Raw genomic sequence first — 21694 nt, 5'->3', positions numbered from 1 at the left:
GGTTCTACAGCACCGGACCTATGGTGGAATCGGCCCCGCGTCAAACGCGCTCAATCGCGATTGCAGTGCCCTCTCCACCACCGATGCAGATCGCCGCCACGCCGCGTTTCAGATCCCGCTTTTCCAACGCGTTCAGCAGGGTGACCATGATACGCGCCCCCGAAGCGCCGATAGGATGACCCAGGGCGCATGCACCACCATTCACATTTACCTTGTCACGCGTCAGACCCATCTCATGCATGAATGCCATCGGCACCACGGCAAAGGCTTCGTTTACCTCCCACAGATCCACATCATCATTGGACCAGCCGATTTTGGCCAAAAGCTTTTGCGCAGCGGGAACTGGCGCAGTCGTGAACAATCCCGGAGCCTGCGCATGGCTGGAATGACCCAGAATGCGCGCCCGAACCGAGAGGCCTAGCGCTTCGGCGGCTTCAGCTGACGCCAGAACCAGAGCTGCCGCCCCATCAGAGATCGACGACGCGTTGGCCGCCGTCACCGTTCCACCCTTGCGAAAAGCCGGTTTCAGCGAAGGTATCTTTTCCGGGCGGGCGGTTTTCGGCTGCTCGTCCGCGGACTGCGTGACCTCGCCTTTCCTTGTGCGGACGGTTACCGGAGTGATTTCACCGTCGAACGCGCCGCTGTCCTGCGCGGCCAGCGCGTTGGATAGGGACTGCAGGGCGTACTCGTCCTGCGCTTCGCGGGTGAACTGAAACGCCTCGGCACAGTCTTCGGCGAAAGTGCCCATCAGACGACCTTTGTCGTAGGCGTCCTCCAGCCCGTCCAGAAACATGTGGTCGACGACCTGAGCGTGCCCCAAGCGCGCACCCTCACGCATTTTGGGCAACAGGTAGGGCGCGTTCGTCATACTCTCCATCCCGCCTGCGATCATTGTGTTGGCATGGCCCAATGCGATCTGATCGAAGGCCATCATCGCAGCCTTCATCCCTGATCCGCACATCTTGTTGAGCGTCGTGGCCGGGACCTCTTGGCCCAAACCGGCTACAAACCCAGCCTGACGTGCAGGGGCCTGACCCTGACCGGCTGGCAGAACGCAGCCCATCAGCACTTCGTCAACCGTTTCAGCACCGGCACCCTGCAGCGCGGCCCGGATCGCGGCTCCACCCAGATCGGCGGCAGAAACACCATCGAACATTCCTTGAAATTCACCCATCGGGGTACGTGCTGCTCCGGCGATTAAAACTTGCTTCATCTGGGCGCTCCTAAATTCTTGTCGTTCAATGGATACCGAATGGTAAGAATTCCCGTCTAGCGTATTTCTACGAGCGATTTCAGTTAAAGGACCGTCACGTATGGGCCTGTCGAGTACTACGACCAACAATATTCAAATAATTACAGTACAATCCAACCGGATTGATGCCGCAATGGCCATTCAGTTCAAAGAAAACATGCGCACGGAAACCGAAGGTGGGTCTGTGCGTGTGGTTCTGGACCTCAGCGGCGTCGAATTTATCGATTCCAGTGGTTTGGGCGCCATTGTCGCCGCCATGAAACAACTCGGCGCGGAACGGCGCCTGGATCTGGCAGGTCTTCAGCCTTTTGTGGAAAAGGTGTTTCGTCTTACGCGCATGGACACAGTGTTCAAGCTTTACCCAACGATGGATGACGCACTGTCCGGTGCGCCGGATTGAACACAAGGAGAAACTGAACAGGCGTAAGGCTAATGTGTAACGGCATCAGTTTCGATTTGAGCTTCGCTGCGACCGAGGTCGAAGCAAGTTCTGGCATTGCCAAGTTGAGCCAGGCACTGTCGTCTAAAGGGCTGCCTTCACACAAAGCGGCTGATGTCAGAATTGCCCTGGCCGAAGCCATTAACAATGTCGTTGAACACGCCTATGCCGGAACCACGCCCGCCAGCGTCAAGGTACACTGCCGCCTGCATCAGAACTGGTTGGAAATCCTCATCTCGGATACCGGCAATCCCCTTCCCGGCTTTCGCGTACCAGAAGGTGCACCTGCACCTCTGGGGGAAAGACGTGAAGACCTGCCCGAGGGGGGATTTGGATGGTTTCTGATCCACCAATTGACCAGTGAAATCCGCTATGACCGTAGCGAAGGCTGCAACCGGTTGTCACTGCGATTCAGTTTTCTCGACGCGGATTAGGGCTATAAAACGTCACAATAAGGCCCTTTTCGAACCATTGTAGCGCCGCAAACAAAGATCAAAGTCTTAACTGTAGCTCAGATAGCTTCCCTCGGCATCGTATGTCACAGCCCCCACCCAGTGAACGATGCCGAGGAACTTCCCCTTTGATTTGACTGGACAATACCCGGACGCGCGATACCTTCTGCGCGATCACACGGGAAGGCAGCGCAATGCGGGATTTTCAGGCACCAGGCAGATCCGAAGTTTTTTCGACCGAAGGGATGTGCGCCACATCTCACCCGCTGGCAGCCCAAGCGGCCCTTGGCATTCTACAGCAAGGTGGCAACGCGATGGACGCAGCCATCGCCGGGGCAGTGCTTTTGGGATTTTGCGAACCACAAATGACCGGCCTGGGCGGAGATTGCTTTGTTCTGTACAACCGCGCCGGAGAAGATGAGGTTCGGGCCCTCAACGGCTCTGGCCGGGCACCGGCAGCAGCCAACGCTGGCAGCTTGCGCGATAAGGGACTGACTGCAGTTCCACTCAATACACCGGATGCGGTCACCATTCCCGGCGCGGTCGAGGCGTTCTGCCAGCTGGCCGAAACCGAGGGCAAACTAGGGCTGGACGCCATCCTGCAACCCGCCATCCGCTATGCAGACCAGGGCGTGCCGGTCGCCCCACGTGTGGCTTTTGATTGGGGCCCGGGTGCTAACACGTTGCAGGGGGCAGCCAGGAACCACTATCTGCTGAAAGGAGACGTTCCAAAGACCGGAGACATGTTCCGGTCCGCCGGGCAGGCAGAAGTGCTGCGCAGAATCGCCAAATACGGACGAAAGGCGTTTTACGCGGGCGAGGTCGCAGAAGATATTATCTCGACCCTGACGGCCATGGGCGGGGTACACACAGCAGAAGATCTGGACGCGACCGCCGCCACACCTACAGTTCCGGTCGCAGGGCACTATCGTGGCTTGGACCTGCTGGAACATCCGCCCAATGGCCAAGGTGCAACCGCCCTTTTGCTGCTGAATATCCTCAAGAACTTTGACCTCGGATCCATGGATCCGCTATCCGCAGAGCGTCTGCATATCGAGGCCGAAGCCTCAAAACTCGCCTACGATGCCCGCAACAGGTTCATCGCCGATCCGGATCATACGACACACGCAGACAGGTTTTGGGACCAGACAACAGCCGATCGGCTGGCAGAGCTTATCAATCCAAACCATGCCATGCCCGCTGCTGCCCCACTGACCGAAGCCATCCACAAGGACACGGTTTATATCACGGTGGTCGACAGGGACAGGATGGCGGTATCGCTGATCTATTCGATCTTTCATAGCTTTGGATCCGGTATCGCTTCTGAGAAATTCGGCATTCTGCTGCAAAACCGTGGGTCTGGATTTACGTTGCAATCAGGCCATCCGAACGAGTTCGGCGGCGGCAAACGTCCGATGCACACAATCATTCCCGGCATGTTGAAACAGAAAGGCAAAATCCTGATGCCCTTCGGTGTGATGGGTGGCGCCTTTCAGCCCACAGGGCATGCAAAGCTGGTCTCGCTACTAACCGACGATGAGTTTGCGCTGCAGCAGGCCATAGACACACCGCGCGCCTTTGCAGACGGACCTGTCTTGAAACTGGAACGCGGAATTCCGCGTAATGTTGCGCAACAATTATCTGAAATCGGCCACAAAGTTTTGATTTCAGAAACACCTCTTGGCGGGGCTCAAGCGATCCGAATCCAGAAGAGCGGCGTTTTGCAAGGCGCAAGCGATCCACGAAAAGATGGGTGCGCGCTTGGTTATTGACAGTATGGGCCCGGCTTCACCCACGCTTCCAATTTTAGTTCAAATGGAAATGCAACGGATATGCGCCGTTTTCAAACGGACCAAACATATCAGGGATATCCGGATGCTCGACCGGTTCTCCGGACTGGTCAGCAATCAGATTTTGTTCAGAAACATAAGCAACATAGAAGGATTGGTCATTTTCCGCCAACAGATGATAAAACGGCTGATCCTTGATCGGCCTGCTGTCTTCGGGAATGGCCTGATACCATTCTTCGGTATTTGAAAACTCTGGGTCCACGTCAAAAATCACCCCTCGGAAGGGATGTTTTTTGTGGCGGACGACTTGGCCCAGCCGGTACTTTGCTTGTGTCTTTAGCATCACGTTTGCCCCCAAAGGTCTTACTACCCGTTTCCTCATAGGAATGCCAATCATTGATCTAAAATAATGGGAAACAGTCTGTGAACCTCTTACTGACAGTGCTTGAAATCGTGGCCCCGGTCTTCCTCTTGGCGGGGATCGGGTTTGCCTGGGTCAAACTTGGCATTGAATACAGGCTGCAATTTGTGACCCGCCTTGCGGTGACGCTCGCCGTGCCCAGCCTGATTTTCGTGGCCCTGATGCAAACCCAGATCCCGCCCGGAGAGCTGACCCGGTTCACTTTGGCCGCCATCACAGGCCATGTCGGGCTGGCGGTCGCATTTGGCGTATTTGTCCGGGCCAGCAAGCTGGAAAGGCGCACCTATCTGGCGCCGCTGATATTCGGCAACACGGGGAATCTGGGCCTGCCTCTGGCCATTTTCGCATTTGGGCAGGCAGGCTTGGGTTTCGCGGTGATATTTCTGGCCGTTACCGCCCTGTTTTCCTTTACTTACGGGATCTACTTGGTGGCGGGAAAAGGCGCTTTCGGCAAGGTAGCGCGTGAACCCATGGTTTGGGCTACTCTGCTGGGGGCGCTGTTTCTGTGGCAGGGCTGGCAAACACCTGTCTTCGTGACCAATACGCTGGACCTGCTGGGACAGATGGCGATTCCGATGATGCTGATCACGCTTGGTGTTGCGATTGCGCGGCTGACCACCAGAAAGCTAGGGCAAGCGGTCTGGCTATCGGCGTTGAAACTGGTCGTGTGTTTTGCCCTGGCATGGGCAATCGCAAAAGGGTTTGATCTGGATAACGTCGCGTTCGGCGTTCTGGTGGTGCAGATGTGTACACCGGTTGCCGTAACCTCATACCTGCTAGCCGAACGGTTCGAGGCGGATTCTGACGCGGTTGCGGGGCTGGTTATGGTCTCAACCCTGATGTCCGTCGGCGCTTTGCCTATAATTCTAGCTATTGTTCTGTAGCGATTGTGATTTCCTAATCGCTCAATCTGCGCTAGAATGAAGAAAAAAGGCACGAGGCACATGAGCAGAATTCTTATCGTACTCTTCGGGGTGCTGCTTTTGGCATCCTGCGGGGGTGGTTCCAACCAGCCACCCAGCAAGCTGAATGATGCATGCAGCATTGCGCGTGAACGGCCTGAATATATCAAGGCGTTCAAAAGCACCGAGCGGAAATGGGGAATCCCCGTTCACGTTCAGATGGCAACGATCTATCAGGAAAGCCGGTATCGCCACGATGCGCGAACGCCCCATCAATATGTTCTGGGTGTGATTCCGATGGGCCGTCAGAGCAGCGCCTATGGCTTCAGCCAGGCGCTGGACGGGACATGGGATGAGTATCAGCGCGAAACCGGCAAACGCCGGGCCAAGCGGGATCGTATTCGGGACGCTTCGGATTTCATCGGCTGGTACATGAACAAAAGCTATGAGCGGAATGGCATCCAGCCAAGCGACACGCGCAATCAGTATCTGGCCTATCATGAAGGCCATACCGGTTATGCCCGCGGCAGCCATTACAGCAAGACGTGGTTGCTGAACGTAGCCAATGATGTGGATGCGCGCGCCCGGATGTACCAGGCGCAACTGTCAGGCTGTCGTTACTGAACAAACAGCGGGTCAGCGATTGCCTGACCCGCTTCTGTTCTTATTCGAGAACAAGTTGCTGCTTAGATTCTTTCCGGTCTCAAGCTGACCCAACAGAACCGTTGTCTGTCCGCCTGCATTATCGTGGATCACCCATTTTCGCAGCTCAACCGGATCGCCAGTGAACATCAGCTCAATTCGACCGGAGTCAGGGTTTTTCGGGTCCTGTGCTGTCACGACAGTGGCCGTTCCGTCAAAGTCATGCCCAACCACCATATTAGCCTGACCCAGATCGACATTCCGCGCCAAAACCAGGGACAGAGGGGTTCGCTTTAACGGATACTGCTCGGGCGGTTGATTGGATTTCGGATCGAATATCTGTACGGTGCCAGCGCGCGCCAACACAACGGCGCTGTCTGGCGGGTCATATTCGAACCGCATCTTTCCAGGCCGTGCGACCCACAGCTTTCCTGTGCTCAGTGAGCCATCATCATTGACCTGTGTAAATGTCGTCTCGACAGTTTTCAGACCATTCAGGTAATTCGATATCTGCGACAGCGGCAACTTGTCCGCAGCCCAGGCGGCGGGTGTGGCCAGTGTCAGTGCAAGGGCAAAAGCAATCTGTTTCATAAGACCCAGATAAGCGCTCTGCCCTTGTTATTAAATATCCTATTGCTCTGGCACCAGGATTTCGCGTTTTCCGACGTGATTTGCCGATGAAACAATGCCTTCGTCCTCCATCTGCTCAACCAGACGCGCAGCTTTGTTATAGCCAATGGCAAGTTTCCGCTGGATATACGAGGTCGAGCATTTGCGATCCTTGATCACAATCGCCACGGCCTGATCGTACAGGGCGTCTTCGCCATTGGTGTTGCCCCCGGTGTTCAAACCCAGAACAGCGTCGATATTATCAGCCTTTTCCTCGGTCGGTCCATCGACCACACCGCTCATATAATCCGGCGGGCCGAATTGCTTCAGATGGTTGACGATTTCCTCGACCTCTTCATCCGAGACAAACGGACCGTGGCAACGGGTGATCTTCGCGCCACCCGCCATATACAGCATGTCACCCTGACCCAGCAGTTGTTCGGCGCCCATTTCACCAAGAATGGTGCGGCTATCGATCTTTGACGTCACCTGGAAGGAAATCCGAGTCGGAAAGTTCGCCTTGATCGTGCCGGTAATCACATCGACCGAGGGGCGCTGCGTGGCCATGATCAGGTGGATACCTGAGGCCCGCGCCATCTGCGCCAGACGTTGGATGCAGGCCTCGATCTCTTTGCCCGCGACCATCATCAGGTCGGCCATCTCGTCGACAATAACAACGATATAGGGCATCGACTCGGGTGCGAATTCCTCGGTCTCGAACATCGGTTCACCTGTTTCGTCGTCAAAACCGGTCTGGACCGTGCGGCTGAACATTTCGCCCTTGGACAGCGCGTCTTTCACCCGGCCATTATAGCCCGCGATGTTACGCACGCCCATCTTGGACATCTTGCGATAGCGATCCTCCATCTCCCCCACGACCCATTTCAAGGCGACAACCGCCTTCTTCGGGTCTGTCACGACCGGAGAAAGCAGATGCGGGATGCCGTCATAGACCGACAATTCCAGCATCTTGGGGTCGATCATGATCAGGCGGCATTCATCCGGCGTCAGCTTATACAGCAACGACAGGATCATCGTGTTGATCGCCACCGATTTACCGGAACCGGTGGTCCCCGCGATCAGCAGGTGGGGCATCTTGGCCAGATTGGCCACAACGGATTCACCGCCGATATCCTTGCCCAGCGCCAAAGGCAGCGCCTGATTGCCGTCTCCGAAGTCACGGCTCGAAAGGATTTCGCGCAGCACCACCATTTCACGGTTTTCATTGGGCAGTTCGATCCCGATGACCGAGCGGCCCGGCAGGGTCGAAACCCGCGCCGACAGGGCCGACATCGAGCGGGCAATGTCATCCGACAGACCAATAACGCGGCTGGCTTTCAAACCCGGAGCCGGCTCAAGTTCGTACATGGTGACAACTGGACCGGGGCGGACGCTGACGATCTCACCTTTGACGCCATAGTCATCCAGCACATTTTCCAACATCCGCGCATTCTCTTCCAGGGCCTCATCGCTCAGGTGATGGCGCTGAATGCTGGAGGGGTTGGACAGCAGGCCCAGCGGAGGCAGTTCGAAATCGGAGTGCTTTTCCTCGAACGACAACGCGGGCTGCGCCTCGGCCTGGGCCCGGCGCGAGGGCGGCGGGGTGCGGCGCACGGGTTGCGCAACCACAGGCTTGCGCGGCTCGGCCACGGGGATTTTCATCGCTGGGCGGGCTTGCGGCATCTCATCGGCGTCATCCTCGAAAACGGCCTCGTCATCGAAATCTGGCTCGGGCGCAAAATCCTGATGCAGCGGTTCCTGCCATTCTGTTTCAGGCTTCGCTGACAGCATCGGTTCGGGCGGCAGCCCGGTTGATGTCACTGGCGGCTCGGGCGGCAGATCGTCCGCAGGCCCTGCGTTCAGGATCAACGGGTCGGGTCCACGGCCCCGCCCTTTGGTCAGCGGCAGGTCGGGATCGGGCTCAGGAGCCATCTCTCCGACTGCAACCTTACGGTTGCGCACGGCGGCAGAAATCTTTGAACGGATACGGTCCTCACCCGGCATTTCCTCGTAACCCGCGACAGGTTCACGGTCGATCAGCTCGGGTTCGGGCATAGGGTCCGGGCGACGGATCAGATCAGGAATGCGCGACAGAAGGCCGGTCTTTACCGGTTCGGGCGCTTCCAGAAGTGGCTCGTCGAAAACAGGGTCCGCAAAGGCAATCTCGTCGTCGAACACGGCCCCTTCGGCGCGGGCCATCTTGCGTTCGTCCCATTGGGCACGACGTTCGCGCGCAGCCTCCGCTGTTGCGGCAGCCCCACGGCCCAGCAGATTCATCAGTATGTCATAGGACATGACCAGCCCCAGCAGAAAGGCACGAATCCCCTTGCGCACGTCTTCCTTGGTGAAACCAAGAACAAACACACCCAGCGTCAGCATCCCAATAGCCATCGCCAGAGACATCAGCTTGACAATAAAATGCGAGGATATGGGCAACAAGGTCAGGAAGGCACCCATGACCGTATCCCCAAACAATCCACCCAGACCAAAACTATGCGTTACGCGCCAAGCCTCACCCGGCACTAATGTCGCCGCATAGACCGAGACAATGGCGATCCAGATCGGTGCAAATATCAGGCGCGCGACGGCACGATCTTCACCGAAATGCCCGGCAAAACGCACACCCCAGCCGATCAACACCAACGCGATGCTCCAACTGCCCCAACCGACAATCATGAACAATGGCGCCGCGATCGAGGCACCAACACGCCCCATCCAGTTTTGCACTGGTGCATCCGTCGACACCATCCAGTTCGGGTCATCCGGTGTGTAGGACCAGATCATTGCCGCCGAAGCCAACCCAAGTAGGATCAGGGCGATGCCGATCAACTCTTTGCTGCGCCTCTCGATGGCGGCCTGAGTCGTGCTGTCCAGCAATGGATCGCGGTTGCGCGCGTTATATGATGCCATTTTGCCCTCGTACCTCACGAATAAATGCAGTCGCGGAGCGTGATCAGCCCCTGCCGCATCTCTGTTTTTGGGGCCACCATAGCGACCCGGATAAATTGCTCGCCCGGGTTTTGCCCCGGATCACCTTGAGAAAGATATGCGCCCGGCAGCACCCGAACTCCGGTCTGCTGCCACAGTTTCAATGCGGTTTCCTCGCCATTTTCAACCGGCAGCCACAGAAAGAACCCGGCTTCGGGCGGCATGTAGCCCTGGATGCCTGCAAACACCTCGTCTGCGATGGCGTATTTTTCCTGATAGAGCGCGCGGTTCTCGACCACATGCGCCTCATCGGCCCAAAGTTTCGCGGCAGCGGCCTGTAATGGCAGAGGTAATGGCGCTCCCGAATAGCTGCGTAACTGCTTGACCCGACGGATCGTTTCCGGCCCGCCTGCAATCAGACCTGACCGCAGCCCGGCCACATTCGACCGCTTTGACAGCGAGTTGAACAGCGTGACCCGTTCGGGATCAGCGCCCAGTTCCTTTGCGACCGTCAAAACACCCGTTGGCGCTGTGTCGCGGTAAATCTCGGAATAGCATTCATCGGCGAAGATGCGGAAATCATATGTCTCGGCCAGCCGGATCAGCTCGGCCCAATATTCGCGCGTGGCCACTGCGCCCTGCGGGTTGGCGGGGGAGCAGATATAGGCGGCGACGGTGCGGTTCAGCACATCGGCGGGCAAACCGGCATAGTCAGGCAGATGATCTGTGGCCGCCGTGGCAGGGACAAAAACCGGCTCGGCCCCGACCGAAATCGAAGCAACCATATAGACCTGATAGAACGGGTTCGGGCACAGAATAACCGGCTTTTGCCCGTTTTTCTGCTCGGGGCACAGCGCCATTGCGGCGTTATACAGCCCTTCGCGCGTCCCGTTCAGGGCCATAACCTGCGTGTCCGGGTCCATCGTGACGCCATAGCGGCGTGCAATCCAGTCAGTGATCGCGCCGCGCAGCTCGGCCGAGCCCTCATTCGGCGGGTATCCCTGAAACCCGGCAGCGTTTTCCGCGATAACATCGCTGACCCAGGCAGGAAATGCGTGCATCGGCTCACCAATGGTCATGTGAATCACTTCACCGCCCGGTTGGTGATGATCCAACAGGGTGCGCAGGCGCGGGAATGCGTATTCCGGAAGGTTCGAAAACCGCTCGGGGAAATTCATAACTACTGCCTCAATATCGGGATCATTCCGCCCCGTTTTCAAGCAGGTTACAGGCCGGGCGGGGCTTCGTCCAGACAAAGAGGTGCCGAATCAGGGGATTGTGGCATTCAAGCCAATGCGGCCTCGGCCGCGGAACCAAGCCGCAAAAGCGCCTCTTCGGACCCCGGATAACCCATCATCATCAGCCCGCAGCCCGGTTTTCCGGTCGGCAAGGTCAGCGCTGCCAGCCCCATGAGGTTGCCGATCCGGGTGTTCCGCAAAGCCAGCAGGTTTTCGGTGACGTAATAGTCATGATCGCTCATCAGCCGTTCAAGATTGGGCGGCAGGATCGGTGCAGTTGGGGCCAAAACGGCGTCAAACCCGGCAGTGCCCACGTCCCATGCACCGCGACACGCCTTCAACCTTGACCAGGCTGCAACATAATCGGGGCCCGAAGCATTTCGTCCAGCACGGAACCGTTCGAGTATTTCGGGATACATCACATCTGGGTTGGCCTCGATCACATCGCGCCACAGGCCATAGGCTTCGGTGGTGTAAAGAACCCCCGACAGCCCCATCGCGTCGGTCAGTTCAGGGACCTCAAGAGGCAGGATATCTGCACCGGCCTCACGCAACCGATCCAGGGCATCCTCGTAAGCGACACGCGGCTCTGCGCGCAAATCATCCTTGGCGACAGTCTGCAAATCCGCGAAACGACGCCCCTTTAGATTGGCTCCGCGCAAATCAGCTGGCGTCCCGCCCTCCAGCATGGCCAGCATATGGGCCGCATCTTCGACCGAGCGGGCCAGCGGTCCAACGGTATCAAACCGCAGGCACAACGGGACTGTACCCTCCAGGCTGACCCGCCCGGCAGTGGTTTTCAGCCCGACCAGATTGTTCCAGGCTGACGGTATCCGCACTGACCCACCGGTATCCGAGCCAATCGCGCAAGCCGCCAACCCCCAAGCCACGGATGCCGCAGCCCCCGAAGATGATCCTCCGGGAACCGCGTCCTCATCATCGATGCAGGGCGGTGTTCCGGTGATCGGGTTCAGGCCCAGACCCGAGAAAGCCAGCTCGCTCATATGGGTTTTGCCAAGGCATACAGCGCCCATGGCACTGGCATTTCGCAGCACGATTGCATCAGTTTTGGGAACCCGGTCTTTCAGCAGTGCCGTTCCTGCCTCGGTGGCAGTCCCGGCAGTATCGAATAGGTCTTTCCAACTGATCGGCACCCCATCCAACAATGATCGGCGCAATCCCAGCTTGGCCCGTTCCTGCGCCGCCTCAGCCTCGGCTCGGGCGCGCGTTTCGGTCACGCGGGCATAGATACGGTCGCGATGCGGGTGGGCTGCTATTGCAGTCAGAAAGGTCTCTGTCAGTTCAACCGGGTCAATCTGGCCCATGCCAATGCCCCGACCCAGATCACAAGCCGTCATCGACAACCAATCCTGCATCACTGCCCCCTTCGATTTCTGCATTCCCAGCGACGGTAGCGACAGGACCGCACATGGACAATCCCGAATGGGCGCGCATAGTGCGCAGCATGGAACAGAGCTCGGATATCCTGATCGTCGGCGGCGGCCTGAATGGCCCCGCTTTGGCTTTGGCACTGGCACAAACAGGGCACAGAGTTACCGTCATTGACGCGCTGGCCGAAAAGGTTCGCAAAAATGCGGCTTTTGACGGCAGAGCCTATGCGTTGGCCCTGGCTTCGCAGCGCCTGCTAGAGGCGATTGGGGTTTGGACACGGGTTGCCAAACACGCGCAGCCAATGCTCGAAATCAAGGTCACCGATGGCCATGCAGGCGCTGGCCCGTCGCCGTTTTTCATGCATTTCGACCATGCCGAGATCGAAGAAGGTCCGATGGGCTTTATGGTCGAAGACCGCCTCCTGCGCCGTGCCTTTCTGGACGCGATGGCCGCGGAAAAGGCCATTACCCAGATCAGCGGCAAGTCGGTAGTGTCACAGCAGACCTCGGGAACAGGCGTCAGCCTGACATTGGATGATGGCGCGGTCGTCAAGGGTGCGCTGCTGATCGGATGCGATGGGCGTCGCAGCGGCACAGCGGAACGTGCCGGGATCAAACGCACAGGATGGGATTACGGGCAGACCGCGCTGGTCTGCGCCATCGAACATGACTTGCCGCATCACGGCATCGCGCATCAGTTCTTCATGCCACCCGGCCCTTTGGCCATTCTGCCTCTGACCGGCAATCGCAGCTCTATCGTCTGGAGCGAGCGAACAGAAATGGCCAAGCGCATCAACGCCCTGCCCGAGGAGGACTATCTGCAGGTCCTGCGCCCCAGATTCGGCGATTTCCTGGGCGAAATCCGTCTGGCCGGAGATCGGTTTACCTATCCGCTGAACCTGACCATCGCCAACTCTTTCATCGGAGAACGGATGGCGCTGGTCGGAGACGCAGCCCATGGAATGCACCCGATTGCAGGCCAGGGCCTGAATGCGGGCCTGCGCGACGTGGGCGCCCTGGCCGAGGTACTGACCCTGGCCGGACGGCGCGGGGAAGATATTGGTTCGCCACTGGTTTTGGAGCGTTTTCAGGAATGGCGACGGTTTGATACCGCGTCTTTAGCGATGGCGACGGATGTGTTCAACAAGCTGTTTTCCAACGACAATCCTCTACTACGGATCGGACGGGATATCGGGATGGGCGTCGTCGGGTCACTACCCGGCCTGCGTCGCGGTTTCGTGCGCGAGGCCGCTGGCCTGACTGGGGACCTGCCAAAACTACTGCAGGGTCGGGCGATCTAGTCCAGCTCGCGCGCCTCATCCACCAACATGACGGGAATGCCATTGCGGATCGGAAAGGCCAAACCCGCCGCTTTTGACACCAGTTCCTGTTTTTCAGCGTCATAATGCAGCGTTGTATGCGTCTTTGGACAAATTAGCGCCTCAAGCATGTGGCGGTCAAAAGCGTGTTCAACGGTGGTCATTGTAGTGTTTCCTCATTCGCTCCGCCGCGCATGGCGAATTCAATCAGTGTCACCAAAGTCTCGCGTCGGGTGCGCAAACAGGGAGCCTCTAGCAAGGCTTGTTTTTCTTCCGGATCAAAATCCAGCAACATCGACAGCGAATTCACAAGCAGTTCATCATTCGCGTCTTTCAACATATCCCAATCAGCCGACAACTTTCGCGACGAAAAGAATTTTTCCAACAGCTTCAAAAGCCCCACCCGATCAAAACCCTCGTCGTGCTCGACCTTGCCAAGATCACGGTCAAACCCGCGCCAGGTCACGTTACAACGGCGGTATGGGGTAAATGCATCCAACTCGGCCTGAATACGGAACCGGGAGATGCCAGTCAGAGTGATCAGATAGCGGCCGTCTTCAGTTTCGGAAAACTGCGTCACCCGCCCCGCGCAGCCAATTTGGTGCAGCTTGTTTTCGTTGCTTTGACAGGGATTCGGTTGAACCAACCCGATCAACCGTTCCTGGGTTTTCAAAGCGTCGTCCAGCATCTGCAGATAGCGCGGCTCAAATATATGCAGCGGCAAGCGCGATCGGGGCAGCAACAGCGCCCCGGGCAAAGGGAAAACGGATACCGTTTCCGGCAGATCAGCGGGATGCATCATGTACCCGAGTGTAGCTCTGATCCAGAATTAGGCAAATATCATCGAGCTGAGCTTGCGCCGCCCGTTCAGAACAATCGGATCATTAGGTTTGAGCGCATCAAATATCGTGAACAGCTGAGACTTGGCCGCGCCTTCGTTCCATTCACGGTCACGGCGGAACATTTCCAGCAGCTGCGCCACCGCCTCTTCAACCTCGCCATTGGCATGCAGGGCCTGCGCCAGATCGAACCGTGCCTGATGATTGTCAGGATCGGCCTCAACCGCTGCGGTCAATTCGGCCACCGGGCCGGCATCTGCCGCTTGCTTGGCCAGTTCCAACTGTGCGTTTGCCGCTTCAAGCTCTGGCGATGTGGAAATCTCCGCCGGGGCCCCGTTCAGAATTGCTTCGGCCTGCTCCAGATCACCCGTGGCGATATGCGCGCGTACCAGCCCGCCATAGGCAGCGGCGTGGTTCGGATCTTCGCCCAGAATGGCGGCAAAGGTCTGTGCCGCATCCCCCGCAGCACCTTCGGTCAACATTTCCTCGGCCGCCTCAACGGCATCGTCCAGTTGACCACCAGGGCTTTCGCCGCCTGTCGCCTCGATCACACGGTCGACAAAGGCCTTGATCTCGGACCCGGGCACCGCGCCCTGAAACCCGTCAACCGGCTGACCCTTGTGAAAGGCATAAACGGTCGGAATGGACTGAACGCGCATCTGTGAGGCGATCATCTGTGCTTCGTCCACATTGACTTTGACCATCTTGACCGCACCCTTGGCGGCGGTCACAGCCTCTTCCAACAGCGGGCCCAACGTTTTGCATGGGCCGCACCACGGCGCCCAGAAATCAACGATGACCGGCACGTCCTGCGAGGCTTCGACCACATCCGCCATAAAAGTGGCTTCGGTCCCGTCCTTGATCAGATCGGTGGCGGGGGTGTCTGCGCCGTTCAGAAGGTCCATGGCTGTCACTCTTTCGATTAAACTTGCGCTCTATATGCAGTCGCTTGACCCGGAAACCAAGGGCAGAGTTTTACGTCAGACGTCAAAGGTCGCAAAGACCGGGGCGTGATCACTGGGCTTTTCCCACCCGCGCGCGTTGCGCAGAACGCGGCTGGAATGGCCTGCATTCGAGATATCCGGGGTCGCCCAGACGTGATCCAGCCGCCGCCCCTTGTCGGCCACGTCCCAATCCCGCGCGCGGTAGGACCACCAGCTATAAAGCTGCCCTTCGGGGATGTCCTGCCGGGTGACATCGACCCAACCGCCTGAGTCCTGTGTTTCGGCCAAAGCCTCGACCTCGACCGGTGTATGCGAAACGACCTTGAGCAACTGTTTGTGCGACCAGACATCATCCTCACGCGGAGCGATGTTCAGATCACCAACCAGAATGGATTTTTCCGGCTTTTCCGCGTGGAACCAGTCACGCATATCGGTCAGGTAATCCAGCTTCTGGCCAAATTTCTCATTCACCTCACGATCCGGCACATCACCGCCCGCAGGGACATAGAAATTGTGAATCGTCACGCCGTTTTCCAGCCGCCCCGCGATATGGCGCGCATGGCCGAGATCTGCGAAATCCATGTCTCCCGCCTCGACCATCGGCAGGCGAGACAGGATCGCAACGCCGTTGTAGCCCTTTTGCCCGCGCGCAACCATGTGAGTGTAACCCAGTTCGGCAAACCCTTCGGTGGGGATCTTGTCCACCGGAGACTTGCATTCCTGCAGGCACAGAACATCCGGCGCCTCTTCGCGCAACAATTTCAGCACGATAGGCTCGCGCAGGCGGACCGAGTTGATGTTCCATGTGGCAAGAGTAAAAGGCATAGGGAATTCCTCTGTCGCGGTTGGCGCACCCTAACGCGGTGCTTTCACAGGTACCATCGTAAAAGAAATTATCAGGACGGATGCCCTGAGGATTGGGGCGCATCATCGCAAATCTCGTACCAATGCGGTATCTCAGATACGGATTCGTGAAACTGGACTTTCAGATCAAACGGAGTGTCCAGCGCATTAGCCGCAATCGGAAAACTGTCCGCATCAGCCAGAATTTCACCAAGCGACGTCCCACAGGTATCGCAGAAACACCTGCCATATTTATAGGGCGGTTCAGGCTGGTAAGTGACAACTCGGTCCTTACCGTCCAGCCAAACAACATCATCTTTCTTGACGAAGACAACAGTGCTTGCACCTGCCTTCCGACAACGCGAACAATGGCATGTTCCCATAACCGAAGGTTCACTGGTAAGTTGGAATTTTACGGCGCCACACAGGCAACTTCCATGAATCACTTTCGCCTCCAATTTTGCATTCCAGAAATAGAACATTACATGAACATATAGTTTGTCGCAATCCGCTAGGAGCCGCAAAACATTTTGCAGCACAAACAAAAAAGGCCGGGCCATCAGGCCCGGCAGTCCAACAGGGAGGTACATGTCATTACCCGGACATGTACGGGTTGGGAGTAACTTAAAGATGTCTACAGGGTATCACTTTGATCCAAGTCAATCCACATCAAGTTACGATACCAAGCGATATCCACCCGATTCTGTGACCAAAAGGCGCGCGTTGGATGGATCGGGCTCGATCTTCTGACGCAGGCGATAGATATGAGTTTCCAGCGTATGTGTGGTGACACCGGCATTATAGCCCCAGACCTCATGCAGCAGAATGTCACGGGCGACGACACCGTCGGCGGACCGGTACAGGAACTTGAGGATATTGGTTTCCTTCTCGGTCAGTCGAATCTTGCGGTCTTCGTCGGTGATCAGCATCTTCATCGCCGGCTTGAACGTATAAGGCCCGAGTACAAATACCGCGTCTTCTGATTGTTCATGCTGGCGCAGCTGCGCACGGATACGTGCCAGAAGGACCGGAAACTTGAACGGCTTGGGAACATAGTCATTGGCACCGGCATCCAAACCCAGGATGGTGTCCGCGTCACTGTCATGACCGGTCAGCATCAGGATCGGGCTTTTCACACCTTGCTTGCGCATCAGGCGGCACAGCTCGCGCCCATCGGTGTCGGGCAAGCCAACATCCAGAATGACCAGATCGTAAATCGCCTCGCGAGCCCGCTCCATGGCTGATGCCCCGTCCGATGCTTCGAATACATCAAAATCCTCGGTCATCACGAGTTGTTCGCTCAACGCTTCGCGCAGATCCTCATCATCATCCACTAGCAGGATTTTCTTTAGCTGTGCCATATCCGGTCCTCCTAAGCCCTTTTCCACCACTTGCGCGCGAAAGATGCAATCAACAAGGTTTGCTGCAACCGTTTCACGCCCTCGTGTCTCAGGATGAGGAATTGTTTCACATTTCCTTTTGATCAGGCTACATGAAGGGCTGATCGTTACAGGGTAACAACAGATGAGTCTTATCCCGGATATCTCGGAACTGCTCGCTCGGGCACGGGCTGACCTGCGCATGGGCTTGCCGGTCGCCCTGACGGATGACACCGGCTTTAGCGTACTGGCCATTGCGTCGGAAACGCTGAGCGCACAGCGGCTTGCCGACTTGCAAGGTCTGGGTGGCGATCCTGTTGTCGCAGTGACTGTCCGACGGGCCGAGACATTAAAGGCACGGGCCTATGACGGTGACCTAGCGCGTGTGATCGTTCCGGCAGATGCCGATGTTGCCTGGGTGCAGGCGGTGGCCGATCCCTCGGACGATCTGAACGCGCCTATGAAAGGCCCACTGATGACAGAGCGTCAGGGCAACGCCAATCTGCATCGCATTGCCATTGCTTTGACCAAGTCAGCCCACCTTCTGCCGGCGGCAATCGTTGTTCCTGTCCAAGACGGCCGAACCTTCGCTACTGCACATGGCCTGACATGTATTGACCATACCCGCGCCGCGCCACATCTGTCGGATCGAAGCATTTTGAATGAGGTCGTGGCCGCCCGACTGCCGATGGAGGTATCCGAAGCCGGGCGCCTGCACGTTTTTCGCCCTGAAGATGGCGGCGAGGAACATTACGCAATCGAGATCGGCCGCCCCGACCGCAGCAAACCGGTATTGGCTCGGCTGCATTCGGCCTGCTTCACCGGTGATCTGATGGGCAGCCTGAAATGTGATTGCGGGCCACAACTGCGTGGGGCCCTGGCCCAGATGGGGTCTGAAGGGGCAGGAGTACTTCTGTATCTGAATCAGGAAGGCCGCGGGATTGGCTTGGCCAACAAGATGCGCGCCTATTTCCTGCAGGATCAAGGGTTCGATACAGTCGAGGCCAATCACCGTCTCGGGTTCGAGGATGACGAGCGCGATTTCCGTCTGGGCTCGGACATCCTGAAATTGCTCGGCTTCAGTTCCGTAAGGCTGTTGACCAACAACCCCGCCAAGATCGCGATGATGGAGAAGACCGGCATCGCCGTCACCGAACGCGTCCCGCTGAAAGTCGGCGAAACTGCCCATAACCGCGACTATCTGGCCACCAAAGCAGCCAAGTCGGGACATTTGCTGTGACACCCGCAGATCTGGTTCTAACCCGCCGCGGCGTTCGTTTTCGCGGCGGGTATTTTCCCTGTTCGATCGGGAAAGGTGGGTTAAGCAACAGCAAGCGTGAGGGGGACGGCGCCACGCCGACCGGCTGCCTCAACATCGTTGGGATACTGTACCGGCCCGACCGGCTCGCAAGACCGACGCCTTGGGCCATCCCAATCGGTCCTCAGGACCTCTGGTCAGATGATGTGGAAGACACGCAGTACAATCATATGGTCAGCACACCTTATCCTTTCAGCCACGAAAAACTCCGCCGCGCGGACCCGCTTTACGATCTGGTTCTGATCACTGACTGGAACTGGCCCAATGCGGTGGCCGGGCGCGGTTCAGCAATTTTCCTGCATCAATGGCGACGGCCTGGTTTTCCTACAGAAGGCTGCGTTGCCTTTCGGCGCGACCATCTGCGGTGGATCGCACGTCGAATCGAGCCAGGCACGCGGCTGATTATCCCTCAGGCTTAACTCGTTCGCCGAAAATGGCCGAGCCGACGCGCACATGGGTCGCGCCAAGTGCAATGGCCTGCTCGAAATCGCTGCTCATCCCCATGGATAGCCCTTTCAGACCATTGCGTTCAGCTATCTTGGCAAGCAAGGCGAAATGCAGAGATGGCTCTTCCTCGACAGGCGGAATGCACATCAGGCCCTGAATCGGAAGGTCGAGCCCGCGGCAATCGGCAATAAATGCGTCTGCCTCAGTGGGCAGAATTCCTGCCTTTTGATCCTCTTCACCGGTATTGACCTGAATGAACAGGTCCGGGCAAGTGCCGACCTCTTGCGCGAGCCGGGCCAGAGTATTGGCCAGTTTGGGGCGGTCAACAGAATGGATCGTGCTGAACAGATCCAACGCCTGACGGGCTTTGTTCGTTTGCAACGGCCCAATCAGATGTAAATCGACATCCGGGTACTGCAATTTGAATTCCGGCCATTTTCCGACGGCTTCTTGAACCCTGTTTTCACCGAAACAGCGATGCCCTAAAGCAAGCACTTCCGCTACACGCTCATTCGGCTGAACCTTTGACACGGCGATCAGCTTCACGGCCCCAACGTCCCGCCCCGAGGCGGTTTCGGCTTTGGTTATCCGGGCAGAGATTTCTTGCAGCGACATTTGGGTCCTCGATCAGTTATGGGCGAAGAAAAACACTATGTCGGACAAAAAGAAAAGGGCAGGTCCGAAGACCTGCCCTTAAACCTTGCGGCTCAGATCAACTTAGAAGTTGAACTGTGCACCAAAGTCGGCACGTGTGGTCGAGTCGTCGCAGACGTCACAGTCGCTGACACCTACACCACCGCGCAGCGATACACCGCCACCCAGGTCGTAGATGGCGCCGATGCCGTACTGCTGCGTGTCCGCATCAGCGTTACCGTCACCGTAGGCGAAGGTCAGCGTGGTCGCGGCGCCAACATTGTAGGCACCCGATACACCCCAAGCAGTGCCGTCGGTGGCGTCAACTTCGGTTTTATCGTCAGCAACAAACAGCGTACCCGAGAAGTCGCCGAATTCTGCACCCAGGGTGAAGACCAGCAGGCTTGGATCGTCGCCACCAGTGCCCGCGTCAGTTTGACCATAGGCCAGCGCTGCAGTGATGTTGTTGAAGGTGTAAGTCGCGCTTACGTCCCAACGATCCGCGTCGGTTGTGCTGCCACCACCGTTAAAGATAGTTGCTTGGTCGTACGACGCACCAAAGGCGAAGTCACCAACTGCGTACTGGAAGAACACAGCGTTCGAACCCGAACCGGTCGACGAGTAACCCAGGAAGCTATAGTCAACGGCAGAATACTGACCGATGAAGTTTTCCAGGCCAGGCTCGTTACCGTAGTAGTTTGCCAAGTTGTCGAAAGAACCAGCAACGTTGCCAGCGTCAACACGCAGACCACCGTAGATGACCGAGAAGCGCGCGCCGTTCAGGCCAGCCGAGTTGGCTTCGCCGGTGGACGAGTCTTCGTCAGCCTGCAGACGTACACGAGCCGAGAACTCAACGCCGCCATCGGTTTCGGCTGTGCCGTCGATGTTCAAGCGGAAGCGCGAGACCAGGATTGCGTCGTCAGTGTCGTTCGCGAACACGTTAACGTTCTGAACAGTTGCACTACTTGCAGTAGTGGTGGTGGTAGTGGTGGTGGTGGTGGCCGCTGTGCGGTCCTCCTGATAACCAATACCAAAACGGCCGTAGCCGCTGAACTTAACTTCGGCCGCTGCAACACTTGCGGTTGCAATCAGTGCGGTCGATGCGAAGAGAACTTTTTTCATCTTGTTTCCCTCGGTTTCAAAAGTTTTTTAACTCGACACGTGCTTAGGCACATGTCTCAGCACGGGAACCGTTTCGCCCTTTTTGCCCCTGTCACGCAAGCTTGGCATAAAAACTGACGCGCATTGGCCTAGAATTGGTGCAAGGATGCCACAGTCTGATTTGCCCACTGAATCAACCCCGAAGCCTGCTCTGGATGTGACAAGATTAAGCTTGTTGACGAACCAGACCTTGTCTAGGAGTAACGTGAATAACCTAAAACCAACGAAACGGAACCTGTCCAACATGCGCCTGCAGACAATTTTCGGTTTGATCATAGTGACAGCCGCGGTGTCGGCTTGCGGACAGAATCGCAACGCAGAACCCAGTGCAACGCCACTCAATGTGGATGGCGGTCGCTCGGACGAGCGTGAGCTGAACGATCCGAATCGCTCAACGATCTGGGATGTATTCAACACCGCAGACGCCGAGCAGGTTACCAATGTGAACCGCTATCTGTGGGCTGCCTCGCTGGATGTCCTTAACTTTCTGCCTGTGCAGGAAGTCGATCCCTTTACCGGTGTAATCGTAACAGGTTACGGCACGCCTCCGGGTGGCGGACGGCAATACAGGGCCACGGTTCACATCAGCGATCCCGCCCTGGCGGCACGATCCTTGTCGGTTGCGCTGCAGACCAGCGGGGGTGCCCCGGTCAGCGCGGCAACCACACGCGCAATCGAAGATGCAATCCTGTCCCGCGCCCGTCAGCTGCGCATTGCGGACAACAAGCTCTAGCAACCCGCTTCAAA

Annotated in this window: 23 protein-coding genes; 9 read left to right on the top strand and 14 right to left on the bottom strand. The window is 57.4% G+C overall.

From position 1 onward, the window contains the following. Window positions 1-40: 40 nt before the first annotated feature. A complete protein-coding gene (locus AC2FH6_RS14710) occupies window positions 41-1213 on the bottom strand; it encodes a thiolase family protein (protein WP_496703316.1) in 1173 nt (390 codons plus the stop codon). Window positions 1214-1313: 100 nt separating this feature from the next. Between AC2FH6_RS14710 and AC2FH6_RS14705 the strand changes: the two genes are divergently transcribed. The 3 genes from AC2FH6_RS14705 (at window position 1314) to AC2FH6_RS14695 (ending at window position 3915) form a co-directional block, all read left to right on the top strand. Continuing rightward, on the top strand, window positions 1314-1652 hold the full coding sequence (locus AC2FH6_RS14705) for an STAS domain-containing protein (protein WP_496703315.1): 339 nt from the start codon (window positions 1314-1316) through the stop codon (window positions 1650-1652). Between the two features lie 32 nt (window positions 1653-1684). After that, the gene (locus tag AC2FH6_RS14700) at window positions 1685-2125 is read left to right on the top strand and encodes an ATP-binding protein (RefSeq protein WP_496692511.1); all 441 of its coding nucleotides are present in this window, start codon (window positions 1685-1687) and stop codon (window positions 2123-2125) included. Between the two features lie 212 nt (window positions 2126-2337). Continuing rightward, window positions 2338-3915: a gamma-glutamyltransferase family protein gene (locus tag AC2FH6_RS14695; RefSeq protein WP_496692512.1), complete on the top strand. Its 1578-nt coding sequence runs from the start codon at window positions 2338-2340 to the stop codon at window positions 3913-3915. A gap of 34 nt (window positions 3916-3949) precedes the next feature. On the opposite strand, the gene hspQ is transcribed toward AC2FH6_RS14695, so the two are convergent. Further along, on the bottom strand, window positions 3950-4276 hold the full coding sequence (gene hspQ / locus AC2FH6_RS14690) for a heat shock protein HspQ (protein WP_142637073.1): 327 nt from the start codon (window positions 4274-4276) through the stop codon (window positions 3950-3952). A gap of 80 nt (window positions 4277-4356) precedes the next feature. Here hspQ and AC2FH6_RS14685 point away from each other — a divergent pair, with 80 nt between their 5' ends. Together AC2FH6_RS14685 and AC2FH6_RS14680 are read left to right on the top strand one after the other, a co-directional pair. Further along, window positions 4357-5238, top strand: a complete 882-nt coding sequence (locus tag AC2FH6_RS14685) for an AEC family transporter (protein WP_496703313.1) — start codon at window positions 4357-4359, stop codon at window positions 5236-5238. Between the two features lie 60 nt (window positions 5239-5298). Next, entirely contained in the window at window positions 5299-5880 is a 582-nt protein-coding gene (locus AC2FH6_RS14680) for a transglycosylase SLT domain-containing protein (RefSeq protein WP_282021966.1), read from the top strand. Window positions 5881-5892: 12 nt separating this feature from the next. On the opposite strand, the gene AC2FH6_RS14675 is transcribed toward AC2FH6_RS14680, so the two are convergent. The 4 genes from AC2FH6_RS14675 to AC2FH6_RS14660 form a co-directional block, all read right to left on the bottom strand. Then, entirely contained in the window at window positions 5893-6489 is a 597-nt protein-coding gene (locus AC2FH6_RS14675) for a LolA family protein (protein WP_496703311.1), read from the bottom strand. A gap of 39 nt (window positions 6490-6528) precedes the next feature. Beyond that, window positions 6529-9417, bottom strand: a complete 2889-nt coding sequence (locus AC2FH6_RS14670; RefSeq protein WP_496703309.1) for a DNA translocase FtsK — start codon at window positions 9415-9417, stop codon at window positions 6529-6531. 14 nt (window positions 9418-9431) lie between these two features. Continuing rightward, complete coding sequence (locus AC2FH6_RS14665; protein WP_496703307.1) at window positions 9432-10613, bottom strand: aminotransferase class I/II-fold pyridoxal phosphate-dependent enzyme; 1182 nt, start codon at window positions 10611-10613, stop codon at window positions 9432-9434. A 107-nt stretch (window positions 10614-10720) separates the two neighbouring features. After that, window positions 10721-12049 (bottom strand): amidase, encoded by a 1329-nt coding sequence (locus AC2FH6_RS14660; RefSeq protein ID WP_496703306.1) that lies wholly within the window; start codon window positions 12047-12049, stop codon window positions 10721-10723. Between the two features lie 89 nt (window positions 12050-12138). Here AC2FH6_RS14660 and AC2FH6_RS14655 point away from each other — a divergent pair, with 89 nt between their 5' ends. Next, complete coding sequence (locus tag AC2FH6_RS14655; RefSeq protein ID WP_496703387.1) at window positions 12139-13365, top strand: FAD-dependent monooxygenase; 1227 nt, start codon at window positions 12139-12141, stop codon at window positions 13363-13365. On the opposite strand, the gene AC2FH6_RS14650 is transcribed toward AC2FH6_RS14655, so the two are convergent. The 6 genes from AC2FH6_RS14650 to AC2FH6_RS14625 all read right to left on the bottom strand — a co-directional run bounded on the left by AC2FH6_RS14650 (window position 13362) and on the right by AC2FH6_RS14625 (window position 17370). Next, window positions 13362-13547: a Trm112 family protein gene (locus AC2FH6_RS14650; RefSeq protein ID WP_142637084.1), complete on the bottom strand. Its 186-nt coding sequence runs from the start codon at window positions 13545-13547 to the stop codon at window positions 13362-13364. The two genes, AC2FH6_RS14655 and AC2FH6_RS14650, sit on opposite strands and share 4 nt — an antisense overlap. Then, complete coding sequence (locus AC2FH6_RS14645; protein ID WP_142637086.1) at window positions 13544-14185, bottom strand: LON peptidase substrate-binding domain-containing protein; 642 nt, start codon at window positions 14183-14185, stop codon at window positions 13544-13546. The genes AC2FH6_RS14650 and AC2FH6_RS14645 overlap by 4 nt, the downstream gene beginning before the upstream one ends. A gap of 27 nt (window positions 14186-14212) precedes the next feature. Further along, window positions 14213-15127 carry a thioredoxin gene (gene trxA / locus AC2FH6_RS14640; RefSeq protein WP_496702695.1) on the bottom strand — a complete coding sequence of 305 codons (915 nt, stop codon included), beginning with the start codon at window positions 15125-15127 and terminating at the stop codon, window positions 14213-14215. A 75-nt stretch (window positions 15128-15202) separates the two neighbouring features. Beyond that, window positions 15203-15991 (bottom strand): exodeoxyribonuclease III, encoded by a 789-nt coding sequence (locus tag AC2FH6_RS14635; protein ID WP_496692519.1) that lies wholly within the window; start codon window positions 15989-15991, stop codon window positions 15203-15205. 71 nt (window positions 15992-16062) lie between these two features. Then, on the bottom strand, window positions 16063-16455 hold the full coding sequence (locus AC2FH6_RS14630) for a GFA family protein (RefSeq protein WP_496692520.1): 393 nt from the start codon (window positions 16453-16455) through the stop codon (window positions 16063-16065). A gap of 228 nt (window positions 16456-16683) precedes the next feature. Next, entirely contained in the window at window positions 16684-17370 is a 687-nt protein-coding gene (locus AC2FH6_RS14625) for a response regulator transcription factor (protein ID WP_142637092.1), read from the bottom strand. A gap of 163 nt (window positions 17371-17533) precedes the next feature. On the opposite strand from AC2FH6_RS14625, the gene ribA reads away from it, so the two are divergent. Both ribA and AC2FH6_RS14615 read left to right on the top strand, forming a co-directional pair. Continuing rightward, window positions 17534-18628 carry a GTP cyclohydrolase II gene (gene ribA, locus AC2FH6_RS14620; protein ID WP_496703304.1) on the top strand — a complete coding sequence of 365 codons (1095 nt, stop codon included), beginning with the start codon at window positions 17534-17536 and terminating at the stop codon, window positions 18626-18628. Then, a complete protein-coding gene (locus tag AC2FH6_RS14615; RefSeq protein WP_496703303.1) occupies window positions 18625-19125 on the top strand; it encodes a L,D-transpeptidase family protein in 501 nt (166 codons plus the stop codon). The genes ribA and AC2FH6_RS14615 overlap by 4 nt, the downstream gene beginning before the upstream one ends. On the opposite strand, the gene AC2FH6_RS14610 is transcribed toward AC2FH6_RS14615, so the two are convergent. After that, the gene (locus AC2FH6_RS14610) at window positions 19109-19768 is read right to left on the bottom strand and encodes a YggS family pyridoxal phosphate-dependent enzyme (RefSeq protein WP_142637099.1); all 660 of its coding nucleotides are present in this window, start codon (window positions 19766-19768) and stop codon (window positions 19109-19111) included. The genes AC2FH6_RS14615 and AC2FH6_RS14610 overlap by 17 nt on opposite strands. Before the next feature lie 102 nt (window positions 19769-19870). Beyond that, window positions 19871-20908 carry a porin gene (locus AC2FH6_RS14605; RefSeq protein WP_496692521.1) on the bottom strand — a complete coding sequence of 346 codons (1038 nt, stop codon included), beginning with the start codon at window positions 20906-20908 and terminating at the stop codon, window positions 19871-19873. Between the two features lie 283 nt (window positions 20909-21191). Here AC2FH6_RS14605 and AC2FH6_RS14600 point away from each other — a divergent pair, with 283 nt between their 5' ends. Continuing rightward, complete coding sequence (locus tag AC2FH6_RS14600; protein ID WP_142637277.1) at window positions 21192-21680, top strand: DUF3576 domain-containing protein; 489 nt, start codon at window positions 21192-21194, stop codon at window positions 21678-21680. Window positions 21681-21694: the final 14 nt, after the last annotated feature.

It is taken from the genome of Ruegeria sp. CDSC045, assembly GCF_059610725.1.
The sequence above is the reverse complement of the archived record's forward strand: the minus strand, read 5'-3'. Positions and strand labels throughout refer to the sequence as shown.

Excerpts from the sequence above, each read along its gene's own strand:
- AC2FH6_RS14710 (WP_496703316.1), bottom strand. The coding sequence starts at position 1,213 with ATGAAGCAAGTTTTAATCGCCGGAGCAGCACGTACCCCGATGGGTGAA.
- AC2FH6_RS14705 (WP_496703315.1), top strand. The coding sequence starts at position 1,314 with ATGGGCCTGTCGAGTACTACGACCAACAATATTCAAATAATTACAGTA.
- AC2FH6_RS14700 (WP_496692511.1), top strand. The coding sequence starts at position 1,685 with ATGTGTAACGGCATCAGTTTCGATTTGAGCTTCGCTGCGACCGAGGTC.
- AC2FH6_RS14695 (WP_496692512.1), top strand. The coding sequence starts at position 2,338 with ATGCGGGATTTTCAGGCACCAGGCAGATCCGAAGTTTTTTCGACCGAA.
- hspQ (WP_142637073.1), bottom strand. The coding sequence starts at position 4,276 with ATGCTAAAGACACAAGCAAAGTACCGGCTGGGCCAAGTCGTCCGCCAC.
- AC2FH6_RS14680 (WP_282021966.1), top strand. The coding sequence starts at position 5,299 with ATGAGCAGAATTCTTATCGTACTCTTCGGGGTGCTGCTTTTGGCATCC.
- AC2FH6_RS14675 (WP_496703311.1), bottom strand. The coding sequence starts at position 6,489 with ATGAAACAGATTGCTTTTGCCCTTGCACTGACACTGGCCACACCCGCC.
- AC2FH6_RS14670 (WP_496703309.1), bottom strand. The coding sequence starts at position 9,417 with ATGGCATCATATAACGCGCGCAACCGCGATCCATTGCTGGACAGCACG.
- AC2FH6_RS14665 (WP_496703307.1), bottom strand. The coding sequence starts at position 10,613 with ATGAATTTCCCCGAGCGGTTTTCGAACCTTCCGGAATACGCATTCCCG.
- AC2FH6_RS14660 (WP_496703306.1), bottom strand. The coding sequence starts at position 12,049 with ATGCAGGATTGGTTGTCGATGACGGCTTGTGATCTGGGTCGGGGCATT.
- AC2FH6_RS14655 (WP_496703387.1), top strand. The coding sequence starts at position 12,139 with ATGGAACAGAGCTCGGATATCCTGATCGTCGGCGGCGGCCTGAATGGC.
- AC2FH6_RS14650 (WP_142637084.1), bottom strand. The coding sequence starts at position 13,547 with ATGACCACCGTTGAACACGCTTTTGACCGCCACATGCTTGAGGCGCTA.
- AC2FH6_RS14645 (WP_142637086.1), bottom strand. The coding sequence starts at position 14,185 with ATGATGCATCCCGCTGATCTGCCGGAAACGGTATCCGTTTTCCCTTTG.
- trxA (WP_496702695.1), bottom strand. The coding sequence starts at position 15,127 with ATGGACCTTCTGAACGGCGCAGACACCCCCGCCACCGATCTGATCAAG.
- AC2FH6_RS14635 (WP_496692519.1), bottom strand. The coding sequence starts at position 15,991 with ATGCCTTTTACTCTTGCCACATGGAACATCAACTCGGTCCGCCTGCGC.
- AC2FH6_RS14625 (WP_142637092.1), bottom strand. The coding sequence starts at position 17,370 with ATGGCACAGCTAAAGAAAATCCTGCTAGTGGATGATGATGAGGATCTG.
- ribA (WP_496703304.1), top strand. The coding sequence starts at position 17,534 with ATGAGTCTTATCCCGGATATCTCGGAACTGCTCGCTCGGGCACGGGCT.
- AC2FH6_RS14610 (WP_142637099.1), bottom strand. The coding sequence starts at position 19,768 with ATGTCGCTGCAAGAAATCTCTGCCCGGATAACCAAAGCCGAAACCGCC.
- AC2FH6_RS14605 (WP_496692521.1), bottom strand. The coding sequence starts at position 20,908 with ATGAAAAAAGTTCTCTTCGCATCGACCGCACTGATTGCAACCGCAAGT.
- AC2FH6_RS14600 (WP_142637277.1), top strand. The coding sequence starts at position 21,192 with ATGCGCCTGCAGACAATTTTCGGTTTGATCATAGTGACAGCCGCGGTG.